Source organism: Belliella filtrata (assembly GCF_022549775.1).
GTDB lineage: Bacteria > Bacteroidota > Bacteroidia > Cytophagales > Cyclobacteriaceae > Belliella > Belliella filtrata.
Genome location: NZ_JAKZGP010000052.1, coordinates 1 through 14,306 on the forward strand (window position 1 = coordinate 1; position 14,306 = coordinate 14,306).

Consider the following 14,306-nt stretch of genomic DNA (forward strand, 5'->3'; position numbering starts at 1 on the left):
ATGTTCACGTGGAGAAGTTAGTGGAGACACACATAAAAGTAAAGTCTTCAGAAAGTACTGCAAATGAAGAGCTAAACTGGGTTCATACAGCCATAAGTAACCTGAAAAAGAATCTATTGGGAATCTATCATATGGTAACCGAAAAATATATCCAAAACTACATAGATGAGTTTGTTTATAAACTCAACAGAAGATATTTTGGGGAAAAATTGTTTGACCGTCTTATTGTTGCGGCAATTCAAACATACGTGTAAAGTTAGGGGGAGTCATATAAAATAAAATTAGAAAAAGAAGGTCCTAATGGTATCGGAAATAATGGGAGAGGTGGAATTGTATGTCTGAATGAAAACTTGATACTTTTCAATGGATATCCAGCTTCGATCATAATGACAACCGAAGGTGAAAAAGCAGAAAACCTAAAAGATCTTATCAATCAAAAAGCGCAATTCACTCAAGCGGGTAATGACTTCCTCTACGAAAAAGTGGATCCTGAGAATTTACACATGGTCTATGGAATATTGATGAAGTTCCCGAATCAAGATCATGAGTTTGGTATATTGAACTTAAGTACAGGAGATACAAGAAGGCTCAACTTACCTGAGTTCAAAACCTTGAGCGAATTCACTATGATTTGCGACAACCCAAGCAACTATGAGGTATATGAGCCCCTGTTGTTTTTATCATATCTCAATGGAAACATTGTATTTGGCTCCAATATCAATAGTGACATGTATGTATATGACCTAAAACAAGAGGAGTTATCCTATGCAAAAATGGACCATAAACTCACTTCTTCAAAAAAACAGCAAACATTACCAGCGGAAGTGACCGATCCTGAAGTCTTCTTTTCTTTCTACAAGAAAGTAGAGAGTGAAATCGCTTTCGGTAAACCTGTCTACGACCCTACCAACTACCGATATATCCGACTTTCTTATATCAAGCACTTCGAAGAATCCCAAGAAAAAGGCTATCCTAAACTGAAATCTGTCGATTCATTTATCAATTTATATGACAACAACTTCAAGCTTGTATCTGAAATCCCTCTTCCCACTTCTAACAAAACACCTGGATCTTATTTTGTAAAAAATGGAGCTGTTTGGGTATTTGAAAACCTAGATGACGAAATGGGTTTTGTTAGAATAAAAATTGATTGAAATATCAAAACCACACATTAAAATTTTATTTCCTTTATGAAGGAAAAGGTGTTTATAATGAAATTTAATGTCAAATCAATGTACAAACATTAAAATAAACAAAATCTAAGGTTAGGTAATGGCTTACTTGATTAACCCAGACAGAACCAAACCTTACAGACAAGAAAATATATGCTGAAAATACCACATGTCAATACCTCAACATCTTGTCAGAAATTGGAAAAGTAGAACGAAGAGAAATAAGTGGAGCTCACTATTACATGAATTTAGAACTTTATAGGATTTTGGGACAGTAACTTTTTCATCGTTAGGGGGTATACTTTCTCCATTCAAACAATATAAAAACTATAAACATATTTCATTATAAAGATTTTAGTTATTACCTTACAACTAAACTCTTATATATGAAAAATTCACTTTTCTTCCTCAGCGTTGTTTTACTTTACTCATGTGGTAAAAAAGAAAGTAGCAAAGATTATTCACAGTTAGAGATCAGCATAGATACGGTGATGGTAGATTCCAAAGACGAAATACTATACCTGCAAATGGGACTCCGCTGGTCTGATGTATCCATGGATAGAAAATTCTTCTATAATTTTGACATGAACAGACATAAATTGGAGATCATCAACTTGGATAAGCTAGAACTCGAAAAAATAGTCAATTTTGATAAAGAAGGTCCAAATGGTACTGGAGCACGGTTTACAGATTTAAAAAGTATTGGTCAAGATTCGCTTTATTTGAGTAGTCAGTTTACACATGATGTTTTTGATTTGAATGGAAAAAAACTGGTATCAAGTAGCACTCGGGATCAACAGTATTCAGGTGACGACTTCAATGAAGGAGAAAGCTTCTCACACAGCGTATTAAGTGCAAATAACCCACACTTAGTTTTTGGATGGGGAAAGAATTGGAGAACTGGAGAGGTTTCATTTATTCAGATAGACTTTATCAAAAACTACTTACAAAAATGGAAAATTCCTGCTTTTGAAATTTTGCAATCTTTTCATTATGAGATGGAAACTCCGAAGGTTTGGTTTGGAACTAGCAACTATACTTCTATTGTAGAAAATAAAGTCCTGCTATCTAACGGAGTATCTAGTGACATCTATGTATATGATATCCCCAGTGAAATGTTGGAATTAAAAAGTCCGAGTCCATCCTTAACTGAAAAAGAAAAAACTAAACTTCCACCTAAGATGGTTGCTGGGATTGAGGAAAATCGAGAAGTTAGTAAAATGCTAAAAGAGCAAATCAATTTCTTACACCCTATATGGGATAATAAATCAAAACTGTTCTATAGATTCTCCTTTGAAGAAGTAATTGCAGATAGGGATGAAAGTGACGAAGTTGTAAATACAGCTAACATTTTTCTTACCGTATTAGATGAAGGTTTTACAGTTATTGCAGAAAAAGCTATACCAACGCTAAAACACATACCATACCGTGCATTTGTAAAAGATGAAAGCATCTGGATTTCAATCAATATAGAAGATGAGTTAGGTTTTCTAAGAATAAAAGTCATTTAATCATATATCCTTTAATCTATTTATCCCAAACAGCAATCTTCATCACATAGCTTTTAACTAAATTTCTTCATATGAAAAATTCACTTTTCTTCCTCAGCATTATTTTACTTTACTCATGTGGTAAAAAAGAAAGTACCAAAGATTATTCACAGATAGAGATCAGCATGGATACGGTGATGGTAGATGCTAAAGACGAAATTCTTTCCTTAGCAGGAGATTTGATGGTTTCAGACTTATCTGCTGACAAAAGTCTTTTATACTACCTCAATCCTAGGACCCTTCAGTTAGAAATAGTCGATTTGGATGAATTGGAATTTGTTCAAAGAGTTCAGTATGATGAAGAAGGTCCCAATGGAATAGGGAGGTTTGCCATGCAGTTCCAAGTGCTTCTAGATGAAAAGTTCTTTTTAGGAAGTTTTTCCAGCAAGGGTATATTCGACTTGTCAAGCACGCGGATTAGCAAATATGATTTTCTTATGGAAGATCTTAAAGGAGATCAAGACTTCGAAGGGTATGTAGAGAAATCCATTGTGGTCAATCCAAAAGACGAAAATCAACTATTCACAATCTTGATTAGCTGGAATGATCAATTATCACTTGTGGGGAGTATTGATGCGCAAACAAAGGAATTCAAAAACTATCCTATTCCAGCATTGGACTATTTATCCTCGTTCAAGTTAGTATATTCTGAAGGAGGTACGCCTCGAGCCATGCTCGCCGACTTTTTAGATCTCAGCAGGTCAGAGAAAATGCTCATCATTTCTAGTAAAGTTGGAGCTGATATTTATACTTTTGATTTTGCCACCGAAAGTTTTATTCACTATCCCGCCGAACCTATAACACTTCCAGTTAAGAAAACGGCAAAGATACCACAAGTGGTAGAAAGCATGGAAGAGTTCCAAAAACATAATCGTAGCTTGGGACAAGATATCAATTTCAGTGCACCAGTTTGGGATGATGAAAACGAATTATACTACAGATTTGCTCATTTCTTAAAGTACAAAGAAGAAGACAGCAAATTCATTCATTCAGACACAGAAGTACACCTGATGCTACTTGACAAGGAGTTTAAGGTACTTTCAGAAATACTTTTAGAAAATTACAAAAAAGTGCCAGTCAAACATTTTGCAAAAGATGGTATGCTATGGGTATTTGAAAATTTGGAAGATGAGATGGGCTTTGTGAGGATCAAAATCAAATAAATTGTCCTGTTGAATCATCGAAACCTAAGCGCCTAATTACACCATTTTGTTATAAGAATGTGAGAAACTGGAAAATGCTTTATCGATAAAATTTTTAGCACTTAACCATATAAAAATTATTTTCTTTATGAAAAATTCATTCTTCTTCCTCTGCATTATTTTACTTTACTCATGTGGTAAAAAAGAAGGTACCAAAGATTATTCACAGATAGAGATCAGCATGGATACGGTGATGGTAGATGCTAAAGATAAAATCATCATGGCAGCATCAAATATGTTTCTAAGTGGTTTTTCAAATGATAATTCCAAAATTCACCATTATGATGCAAAAAATGGAGTATTGGAAATAATAGATCTTGATCGTTTAATTCTTGATCGAAAAATCAAAGTAGAAAAAGAAGGTCCAAATGGGGTGGGGTCTGTTTGGTGGTTTGACTTTTGGAACGATAGTCTGTATGCTTTTTACAACTTCAACAATATTGAACTTTTAGATAAGAAGATGAAAAAAGTTTCTTCAATAAATTTACAAACTTCAACTATCGGTAAAACTGGCCTGGGTGAAGGGTTTATGTACCAAAATAATTTCACTTTATTAAATGACTCCAGAAAACTTTTAGCTCAGGTTCAATCATCTAATTCAGATTTTTTACATCTAACCTATTTAGATTTCAAAACTAATGAAGTGAAAATCATTAAAAACCCTGATTTTGAAGTAATGAACGACCACAACATCACACTAATTCAAAATGGGTCAAAAAGATCACTCATCCAGCCCGTCGGAACTCTTTTTGTAGGCAATAAAGCGTATGTCTTCAATAAAGCCAACAATAAAATATTCGAGTATGATTATTCAGAGAATTCAATTCAAGAAATACAGATACGTCAAATGACCATTCCGACAGCGAAAAGCAAATCTTACAAATTGCAAACAGAGTCTTTGGAAGAATTTAAAGCTCAAGCTATTGCATTAAATGAAGAGATTGCTTTCGAAAACTTAGTAGTTGATCCCAATTCTGGAGATTTTTATAGGTTAGCAGTAAAAAAAAATCAAATAGCTCAAGAAGATCGACCTGAAAAATGGGATGTATTTCTTATTAAGTATAATCCTAACTTTAAAACACTTGTAGAAAAAAAGATCTTCGATAACATAAACTTGACTGAACAACTTACAGAATACTTTGTCAAAGACAATATGCTTTGGATTAAAATCAATATAAACGACGATTTAGCCTTCTTAAGGATAAAAATCAACTAAAACCAAAGATGTGTTAACCATGAATACCGAAAGTCAAACTTTCAGAATTCATGGTTGAAATTTTGACAATAAATCCAAAAGCAGAAAGACCTTCAGGTACGTCGCGGCACACTCAAAGGGTAGCATTCAACAACCTTTGAGGGCTCTTTTGACATCAAAGGTTGCTATCACAATCCAATTCAGGCTGAAGTTTTCGTATTACAGAAAAACCTTTGCAGTTTTGGAAACTAAATTCTAATCTCTCGCTTCTCCTTCAATTTTCTTATTTTCCTAAAATTCCTTTCAAATCAGCTGGCGAATAGTTCACTGACTTCAGTGTTTTGAGATCTCCTTCTCTGAATACTAGGTATAGGTCTCCCTCTTGCTCAAAAAAGCAGGAGACACCTTGACTTTGGTAATGAGCCACTGTGGCTTCAGCTTCTTCTACATTTTTACATGCTTTGCTCATATTGGATCGTTGAACTTCGTCAAATAGCGCTTTGAATTTATCGCCTAATCCAAATTCTAAAATTGCACCTGACAGTACATATTGAATATCACAAAGTGCATCAGCTATCTCTACGATGTTCTGATCAGCTATGGCTTCTTCAAGCTCTTTGAGCTCTTCAGCAATAAGTGAAACCCTCAATTCACACCTTTTTGCATCTGGAATTTGAGGTTCTGATAGAATTGGGTGTTTGAAAGTCTGATGAAATGCTGCCACAGAAGTGAGCGACTTTGGATCTTGCATATCGTTTGATTTATTTGAGTTGTATGTTTGAAATAATGAGTCTATACCCTACTTTGACCGACGAAGAAACAAAACTTTGATCAATACAAAAAATAATTTTTAGAAAGCGCCTCTGACTTTATGTTAAATGAGAGTTGATCTAAGAAGATAAAATAACCTTGTAAGCACCTCGGCTGATCATCGTCTAGGAGAAGTTTTTTCGAGATGTAGCAAGTTTCAAGCTTCAATTCCGTAAAAAACAAAACCCTTCAAGTTTGATTAATCAATCTTGAAGGGTTTATGTATAAATCGAGGAAAGTTTACTTTCTCAATTGTTCAAAACTTGGGATTAATTACCCTTTAGAACAACAGCAGTTTCGAGATTACTTTCGATCTTGGAGAGAATTGCCGCATTTCCATCAGCACTGTTTGGACCAATATCTATCCTTCCATCCCCATTGGCATCGACTGCCGCACTGAAATCAACTTCAGCAAACAATTTATCCATATCAAATACCAAAAGCATATCTGTATCACCATCCACTTCTACACCTACAGCATTTTCGGATCTTGCTCTGATGGCTTTTTCAGATGTGAGCCAGATGGTTGTGACTTTACCGTCAATTTCCCCTGCGATCCATAGTGAGCGATCATACATTGGATCATTGGTGTTGCCTTCAGTTTTTCTATGTAACTTGAAGTTCACTTCTGTGTAGTTTCCTTGAGGGCTTCTACCTTCTGCGATGGCGGAGGTAGCGGCAGTACCATTGTTTACCAAAATCACATTCTTAGCTTGTGAAGCTTCTTGGTGAAATGAGGTGTTTACATTCGTTTTCAACGTAATATTCCCTATACTGATGCCAGCCAAGAGGTCAGCTTTTGCAGCATATTTCATTTCTATTTCTTTGGTACCCACAGCAAATTGGCTTGTAGCAAAGCCATTCACTATCACACGCTGATTTGCAGTACTACTATTTCCTGCACTTGAGGTAGCGCTCAAGCCTACTGAGCTTTGTGGTTCGCTGATCTCCGTATCTTCTACATTGGAGCAAGAAAAGGTCAAGAAGCCGATGGACATCGCAAAGGCCAATTTTTGAAAGTGTTTGATTGAATTTTTCATTTTCGTTAAATAGTTGGTTTTTTCCACGACCTCTTTGCAAGCTACATGCCAGCTATCCATACAAAATGTGACAAAATACAGGTTTCAACAGCATGAAAGGCATGATAAATCACCAGTCCAAGTGCTTATTTATGAAAAAAGCGCAAAGAAAGTATATTCCTTTGCGCTTAGTGTTACTTTTTGACTGGAATCAAATCAGCCCTTGTTTAGCAAGTATATCACCGATCTTTGTGCTAGATTACCAATCGATATTTTATTAGTCGACAAAAATATTGGCCAGATTAAACTTCCGTCTCAATATTTTCAATGTGATGATCGTGAGTCCAAATCTTATTTCAACGCATCATATCGCTCTGACACTGCGTCCCAATTGATCACATTCCACCAATTTCCAATATACCCAGCCCTGTCGCTGGTATATTTGAGGTAATAGGCATGCTCCCATACATCGATACCTAGCAATGGTACACCTTGAAAATCCGACACATCCATGAGTGGATTATCTTGATTTGGAGTAGAGCCTACTGCCAATTTTTTATTTGAATCTACTACAAGCCAGGCCCATCCAGAACCAAACCTTGTTTTTCCAGCTTCTTCAAATTTTGACTTGAACTCATCAAAGCTTCCAAAAGCATCATTGATAGCAGCTTCTAGGTCACCACTTGGCTTACCACCTCCGTCAGGAGACATGGTTTTCCAAAATAATTCATGATTGTAATGGCCACCACCATTGTTTCTCATTTTAGTAGAATATTTGGAAATGTTCATCATCACCTCTTCTAGTGGAGCACTCACATCAACACCTTCTTCAGCAGCAGCTTCACCAAGATTTTTGGCATAGGCCGCGGCATGCTTCGTGTAATGAATTTCCATAGTCATGGCGTCGATATGTGGCTCAAGTGCTGCATAATCGTATGCTAAAGCTGCTTGTTCAAAACCCGTACTCAGTTTGGTTTCATTTTCATCAGTAGATTCTCCTCCGCATGCAGTCAAGAATGCAGATCCTACCAAAGATGATCCGATTCCAAAAGCAAGCGTTGCTTTTGAACTCCTTGAAATAAAATACCTTCTCGATACTTTAGTGTTTGATTTTTTCATTTTTTAGGGGATTTATCCTTTAATTTTTCTCAAAATGAATACTTCTAGTTTGTAATTATAACTGCCTAAGATAAAGATTTCAAAGCGATAATAAAACCTAAAGTCGGACAATAAGTCTGATTTTGTGACAAGATGTTTATGTTTGCATTCATAATGTACAATGGTTTGGTTTTTGAATCATTTGTAAATTCTAAAATAGCAAAGCACTTAGACATGCAATTTTCCTTTTATAAATATCAAGGCACTGGAAATGATTTCATCATGATCGATGATAGAAATGAAGCATTTCCTGAAGATAACCTTCCTTTGGTTCAAATGTTATGCGATCGCAAGTTTGGCATTGGAGCTGATGGACTTATTTTGATTAGGTACAAAGATGGCTTTGATTTTGAAATGATTTATTTCAACTCGGATGGCTCACAAAGTATGTGTGGAAATGGCGCAAGATGTGCCGTAGCCTTTTCAAAATTTATAAACATCATAGATACAGAGACCAAATTCCTTGCCATAGATGGACCTCACACAGCTGTTGTCGATGGTAGCTTGGTAGAACTTGGGATGAGTGATGTGAATAGTATTTCCAATGCAGGACAAGATTATTTTGTCAATACTGGTTCACCTCACCATGTGAGATTTGTAGACAATGTGCTGAGTTACCCAGTCGTGGATCAGGGTGCTGCGGTGCGTTATAGTGATGATTATAAGCCCAATGGGACAAATGTAAACTTTGTAACCCCTATCAGTGATGAGGAGATTCACGTGAGGACATACGAGAGAGGGGTCGAGAACGAGACCTTGTCTTGTGGTACAGGGGTCACCGCTTGTGCTCTAGTGTATGGCATCAAACACCAATTAAATGAAGTCAAAATCCTTACTCCCGGAGGAAAATTAAAAGTACGTTTTTCCGCGGCTGCAGACGGGAGTTTTCGCAATATCAAGTTGATCGGTCCAGCAGAGCAGGTTTTTCATGGTGTATGGGAAAAGTAGCAGTTCACAAATTTTCAAACATGTAGACTTGTGATAATTCGACGATCTATATCATTCTAATTTCCAATTGTAATAAAAACGAAGTAATTTTAAAGCCCAATATAGAAAATACATATGTTAGATATCATAGCCAAAGGACTGGCAAAAGTTTTTGGAACAAAATCAGATAGAGACATCAAAGAATTGACACCAAAAGTCGCTTTGATCAATCAAGAATACGCAAAATTATCTGGACTTACAGATGATCAGCTTCGTGGGAAGACCATAGAAATCAAAGGCATTATCAACGAAGACTTGAAGTCTTACGATGAGAAGATCGCCTCAATCCGATCTCAAATAGAGGCATTGGCTCCTGAAAAAGTGCACGAAAAAGATGCGCTTTACAATGATATCGACAAGATTGAAAAAGATAGAGACGAAGCACTTGAGGTGGTTTTGGAGAAAGTGATGCCCTTGGCCTTCGCTGTAGTCAAAGAAACAGCAAGAAGGTTCAAAGAAAATGGTAGCCTGAAAGTAAAAGCAAATGCATACGACAAAGAATTGTCAGCTAGAAAATCAAATGTAGAATTAGCGGGAGAAGATGCTATTTGGCACAACAAGTGGATGGCCGCAGGCAACGAAGTTGTTTGGGATATGGTACACTATGATGTGCAGCTGATCGGTGGTATGGTCCTTCACAAAGGGAAGATTGCCGAAATGGCCACAGGGGAAGGTAAGACACTCGTATCTACACTTCCGGCTTTTCTCAATGCCTTGGCAGGTAGAGGAGTTCATGTAGTAACAGTGAATGATTACTTGGCCAAAAGGGATTCGGAGTGGAATGCACCTTTATTTGAGTTTCATGGATTGACCGTAGATTGTATCGATAAGTTCCAGCCAAACTCCGAGGGTAGAAAGAAAGCCTACAAGAGTGATATCGTGTATGGAACAAATAATGAATTCGGCTTTGATTACCTAAGAGACAACATGGCTCGTGATGCAGGAGATCTTGTACAAGGAAAGCATCACTTTGCGATGATAGATGAGGTCGATTCTGTATTGATTGATGATGCAAGGACGCCATTGATCATTTCTGGACCTGTACCTAGGGGAGATCAGCATGAGTTCATGGAAATGAAGCCAAGGGTTTCTACCTTGGTGGAGGAGCAACGCAAATTGATTCAAAGCTACTTGACAGAAGCGAAAAAGTTGATTGCTGAGAAAAATGAAAAAGAAGGTGGCTTAGCACTTTTTAGGGCATTTAGAGGTATGCCAAAATACAAGCCTTTGATCAAGTACCTATCAGAACCAGGTATTAGGGTAGTCTTGCAAAAGACGGAGAATTACTATTTGCAAGACAACAAGAGGAACATGCCTGAGGCAGATGAACCACTTTTGTTTACCATAGATGAGAAGACCAATTCAGTAGAGCTTACAGATAATGGCATAGAAGTAATCACCAAGAAAAACGAGAATCCAAACTTCTTTATCCTACCAGACATTGGGGTAGAAATCGCTGAGATGGAGAAAAATCCTGATATAGATGATACAGAGAAGTTGATTAGAAAGGAAGAAATCATCAAGGACTACGGAGTAAAAGCACAAAGAATTCACACTGTAAACCAGTTGTTGAAAGCTTACTGTATGTTCGAAAAGGATACAGAATATATCCTTGTAGATGGAAAAGTGAAGATTGTAGATGAGCAGACAGGTCGTGTGATGGAGGGTAGAAGATATTCTGATGGACTTCATCAAGCGATCGAGGCCAAGGAAAATGTAAAAGTAGAAGACGCTACGCAAACTTATGCGACGATTACTTTGCAGAATTATTTCAGGATGTATCACAAGCTGTCGGGTATGACAGGTACTGCAGAGACCGAAGCAGGTGAGTTCTGGGAAATCTATAAATTGGACGTAGTGGTAATTCCTACCAATAAGCCAATAGTCAGAAATGACAGAGATGATAAAGTATACAAGACTGTAAGGGAGAAATTCAATGCCGTAGCTGAGGAAATTGTAGAATTAACCAATGCTGGTAGACCAGTGCTTGTCGGTACGACTTCAGTGGAAATCTCTGAGGTATTGAGTAGAATGCTTACGATCCGAAAGATCAATCATCAGGTATTGAATGCAAAGCAACATGCCAGAGAGGCTGATGTGGTGGCAGAAGCAGGAAAGCCTGGCACAGTCACTATCGCAACCAACATGGCAGGTAGAGGGACAGATATCAAGTTGACTGCCGAATCTAGAGCAGCAGGTGGATTGGCAATCATAGGTACCGAGCGACATGAGTCAAGAAGGGTAGATCGTCAGCTAAGAGGTAGGTCTGGTCGTCAAGGAGATGTAGGTTCTTCTCAGTTTTTTGTTTCATTGGAAGATAGTTTGATGCGTCTATTTGGCTCGGAGCGTATTGCTAAGCTGATGGATAGAATGGGGCTGGAAGAAGGTGAAGTGATCCAACACTCTATGATCTCTAAGTCTATCGAAAGAGCTCAACGTAAAGTCGAAGAAAACAATTTTGGTACACGTAAGCGTCTTTTGGAGTATGATGATGTTATGAACTCCCAAAGGGAGGTAGTATATAAGAGAAGAAAAAATGCTCTTATGGGAGAAAGGCTTGAGCTTGATATCCTGAATATTATGTATGATGTATGTTTTGACCTGGTTCAGATGGCAAAGTCTACAGAAGATACAGAAAATGTGAGGATGAATATTTTCAGTTCTCTAGGGGTGGATCACCCGCTGACGGCTAATGATATTCAGTCTAAAGACGTTTCGGTATTGACACAAGAGCTATTTGATGCAGCTTATCAGAGCTATGTCACAAAAAGTAACAGGATTCTAGAAAGGGCATTGCCTATTCTGAGTGATGTCTATGCCCAAAGAGGAGCCACAGTAAAGGAAATCATGGTGCCAATCACCGATTCTATCAAGCAGATCGGAGTAGTTGTCAACCTGGAGTCTACGGTGAACAATCAAGGAAGAGATCTTATCAGGGCCATTGAGAAAAATGTAACCTTGGCAATCATTGATCAGAACTGGAAAGAGCACCTTAGAGATATGGATGATTTGAAGCAATCTGTTCAGAATGCTGTTTATGAGCAGAAAGATCCTCTTTTGATTTACAAATTCGAAGCATTTGAGATGTTCAAAAGATTTGTAGGTCGACTCAATGAAGATGTGATATCGTTCTTGGCTAAGGCAGATCTACCAACACAGGATCCAAGTCAAGTAAAGGCTGCCCAAGCACCTAAACAAGAAGAGAAAGTACAAGCTTCAAAAGCAGAAGTAGGTAGCACGCTTAATCCAGGGGCAAACAGACAAGCCGCTGCCGCAGCGGCCAATAGGTCTACAGAACAACAAGTAGTAGCTCCAAGAAAGACAGACAAGGTCTATGGTCGTAATGACAGAGTCACTGCACAATATGCTGATGGTACAATCAAAAAAGATGTAAAGTATAAAAGTATAGAGCAAGACGTAGCAGCTGGTAAGTGTGTAATCATCTAATGATAAATTTAAAAATCATGGTAAGAGCTATTTTAAGTGGTATTGTATTGATCCTTTTCTTAGGGTCTTGTAACCTTATCAAAAAATCGAGTGGGGAAGCCAATAAGTATAGCTCTTACCAGGAGGATTTGTCAGCTACTCGTATCACTTTTCCTGATTTGTCAGAAGTGAAGAAAAATGATGAGCCTAGCTCAAGCAGCTCAAATGATGTTTCTTCAATTGATTATGAATTGGAGCAGGCCTTGCAAAAATTCGCCAAGGATAATAAATCAGAACAATATTACTCTGGATATACTGTGTTGGTATATAGTGGAGTTGATAGAGATCAAGCTTTCAAGACTAGGAATGATCTCTACACGAAGTTTCCAGATGTCAAGTCAGACATGCAATACCAACAGCCTAGGTATTTGGTGAAAGTTGGAAAATTTATCAACAGAATAGAAGCTCAATCACATTATCACAAACTCAAAGAAGCCTTTCCAATGGCTAGAATCATCCAAGATAGATTTCAGAGAGAAGGCTTTGTGAATACCGATGAAAATTTGAATAATGATCAAGGACAGAATTAAATCCCTGGCAAGTCAACATAAAGCTGAATTCATTGCCAATAGAAGGCATTTACATGCCAATCCTGAGTTATCATTTCAAGAGCATAACACATGTGCTTTTGTACAGGAGCAGCTCAAAAGTTTTGGAATCACTGATTTTGAAGTCAAGGCAGATACAGGTATTGTGGCCTTGATCAAAGGGAAAAATCCTGATAAAAAGGTTATCGCACTCCGTGGAGACATGGACGCGCTTCCTATTATAGAGCAAAATGAGGTTCCTTACAAATCCACAAACCCAGGTGTGATGCATGCCTGTGGACATGATGTCCACACAGCCTCACTTTTGGGAGCAGCTAAGATACTAAATGCTGTAAAGGATGAATTTGAAGGTACTGTAAAGCTACTTTTTCAACCAGGAGAAGAATTGATTCCTGGAGGAGCTTCCTTGATGATCAAAGATAAAGCATTGGAAAACCCTAGACCTACTGGTATCATTGGTCAACATGTGATGCCGCTCATTCCTGTTGGGAAAGTAGGTTTCCGAAAGGGAATGTACATGGCAAGTGCTGATGAACTGTATATCACTGTCAAAGGAAAAGGAGGCCATGGTGCCATGCCAGAGACCTTGGTTGATCCCGTTTTGATAGCCTCACACATGATAGTGGCTTTACAGCAAGTAGTGAGCCGAAATGCCTCTCCTAAAATTCCTTCTGTACTTTCTTTTGGGAGAATTGAGGCCTTGGGTGCGACGAATATCATACCGAATGAAGTAAAAATTCAAGGCACTTTTCGTACGCTGAATGAGGCATGGAGAGCCAAGGCTCATCAGCACATGACCAATATCGCCAAAGGAATTGTAGAAGGTATGGGGGGTGAAGTAGATTTTGAGATCAGGGTTGGTTATCCTTTTCTCAAAAATGCTGAAGCCTTGACCAGTAGGGCTGAAGAAGCAGCAATAGCATATTTGGGTGAAGAGAATGTGGAGCCGTTAGATATCTGGATGGCAGCAGAAGATTTTTCTTACTATACTCAAGAAATGGACGGATGCTTTTATCGCCTAGGCACTAGAAATGAAGCAAAGGGGATCACTTCTGGGGTTCACACACCTACATTTGACATTGATGAAGATGCCATGGAAATTGGAGCGGGTTTGATGGCGTGGATTGCGGTAAATGAGTTGGGGTATTGAAGGAAATAGGGTTGAAATATGTTGAAGTG

12 protein-coding genes are annotated in these 14,306 nt (G+C 37.9%); 9 read left to right on the forward strand and 3 right to left on the reverse strand.

What is annotated here, in order from left to right; all coding sequences use genetic code 11:
- The 5 genes from MM239_RS16195 to MM239_RS16215 form a co-directional block, all read left to right on the forward strand.
- The coding region (locus MM239_RS16195; RefSeq protein ID WP_241348919.1) for a transposase at positions 1-254 on the forward strand (254 nt) is incomplete at its 5' end.
- A gap of 21 nt (positions 255-275) precedes the next feature.
- A complete protein-coding gene (locus MM239_RS16200; RefSeq protein ID WP_317235643.1) occupies positions 276-1,154 on the forward strand; it encodes a DUF4221 family protein in 879 nt (292 codons plus the stop codon).
- Between the two features lie 404 nt (positions 1,155-1,558).
- A complete protein-coding gene (locus tag MM239_RS16205) occupies positions 1,559-2,683 on the forward strand; it encodes a DUF4221 family protein (protein ID WP_241349302.1) in 1,125 nt (374 codons plus the stop codon).
- Between the two features lie 71 nt (positions 2,684-2,754).
- On the forward strand, positions 2,755-3,885 hold the full coding sequence (locus MM239_RS16210) for a DUF4221 family protein (RefSeq protein ID WP_241349303.1): 1,131 nt from the start codon (positions 2,755-2,757) through the stop codon (positions 3,883-3,885).
- A 127-nt stretch (positions 3,886-4,012) separates the two neighbouring features.
- Positions 4,013-5,140, forward strand: coding sequence for a DUF4221 family protein (locus tag MM239_RS16215; protein WP_241349304.1), 1,128 nt, complete (start codon positions 4,013-4,015; stop codon positions 5,138-5,140).
- A gap of 262 nt (positions 5,141-5,402) precedes the next feature.
- Here MM239_RS16215 and MM239_RS16220 read toward each other — a convergent pair whose 3' ends face one another.
- The 3 genes from MM239_RS16220 to MM239_RS16230 all read right to left on the reverse strand — a co-directional run bounded on the left by MM239_RS16220 (position 5,403) and on the right by MM239_RS16230 (position 8,067).
- Complete coding sequence (locus tag MM239_RS16220; protein WP_241349305.1) at positions 5,403-5,870, reverse strand: nucleoside triphosphate pyrophosphohydrolase family protein; 468 nt, start codon at positions 5,868-5,870, stop codon at positions 5,403-5,405.
- Positions 5,871-6,198: 328 nt separating this feature from the next.
- Positions 6,199-6,969 (reverse strand): hypothetical protein, encoded by a 771-nt coding sequence (locus tag MM239_RS16225; RefSeq protein WP_241349306.1) that lies wholly within the window; start codon positions 6,967-6,969, stop codon positions 6,199-6,201.
- 330 nt (positions 6,970-7,299) lie between these two features.
- Positions 7,300-8,067 (reverse strand): superoxide dismutase, encoded by a 768-nt coding sequence (locus tag MM239_RS16230; protein WP_241349307.1) that lies wholly within the window; start codon positions 8,065-8,067, stop codon positions 7,300-7,302.
- A 213-nt stretch (positions 8,068-8,280) separates the two neighbouring features.
- Between MM239_RS16230 and dapF the strand changes: the two genes are divergently transcribed.
- The 4 genes from dapF to MM239_RS16250 all read left to right on the forward strand — a co-directional run bounded on the left by dapF (position 8,281) and on the right by MM239_RS16250 (position 14,277).
- Entirely contained in the window at positions 8,281-9,054 is a 774-nt protein-coding gene (dapF, locus tag MM239_RS16235) for a diaminopimelate epimerase (RefSeq protein ID WP_241349327.1), read from the forward strand.
- 114 nt (positions 9,055-9,168) lie between these two features.
- Positions 9,169-12,540 (forward strand): preprotein translocase subunit SecA, encoded by a 3,372-nt coding sequence (gene secA, locus MM239_RS16240; RefSeq protein WP_241349308.1) that lies wholly within the window; start codon positions 9,169-9,171, stop codon positions 12,538-12,540.
- A gap of 17 nt (positions 12,541-12,557) precedes the next feature.
- Positions 12,558-13,109, forward strand: coding sequence for a hypothetical protein (locus MM239_RS16245; RefSeq protein ID WP_241349309.1), 552 nt, complete (start codon positions 12,558-12,560; stop codon positions 13,107-13,109).
- Complete coding sequence (locus MM239_RS16250) at positions 13,090-14,277, forward strand: M20 metallopeptidase family protein (RefSeq protein WP_241349310.1); 1,188 nt, start codon at positions 13,090-13,092, stop codon at positions 14,275-14,277. The genes MM239_RS16245 and MM239_RS16250 overlap by 20 nt, the downstream gene beginning before the upstream one ends.
- Positions 14,278-14,306: the final 29 nt, after the last annotated feature.

Coding starts and splice junctions, on each gene's coding strand:
- MM239_RS16205 (WP_241349302.1), top strand. CDS start 1,559: ATGAAAAATTCACTTTTCTTCCTCAGCGTTGTTTTACTTTACTCATGT.
- MM239_RS16210 (WP_241349303.1), top strand. CDS start 2,755: ATGAAAAATTCACTTTTCTTCCTCAGCATTATTTTACTTTACTCATGT.
- MM239_RS16215 (WP_241349304.1), top strand. CDS start 4,013: ATGAAAAATTCATTCTTCTTCCTCTGCATTATTTTACTTTACTCATGT.
- MM239_RS16220 (WP_241349305.1), bottom strand. CDS start 5,870: ATGCAAGATCCAAAGTCGCTCACTTCTGTGGCAGCATTTCATCAGACT.
- MM239_RS16225 (WP_241349306.1), bottom strand. CDS start 6,969: ATGAAAAATTCAATCAAACACTTTCAAAAATTGGCCTTTGCGATGTCC.
- MM239_RS16230 (WP_241349307.1), bottom strand. CDS start 8,067: ATGAAAAAATCAAACACTAAAGTATCGAGAAGGTATTTTATTTCAAGG.
- dapF (WP_241349327.1), top strand. CDS start 8,281: ATGCAATTTTCCTTTTATAAATATCAAGGCACTGGAAATGATTTCATC.
- secA (WP_241349308.1), top strand. CDS start 9,169: ATGTTAGATATCATAGCCAAAGGACTGGCAAAAGTTTTTGGAACAAAA.
- MM239_RS16245 (WP_241349309.1), top strand. CDS start 12,558: ATGGTAAGAGCTATTTTAAGTGGTATTGTATTGATCCTTTTCTTAGGG.
- MM239_RS16250 (WP_241349310.1), top strand. CDS start 13,090: ATGATCAAGGACAGAATTAAATCCCTGGCAAGTCAACATAAAGCTGAA.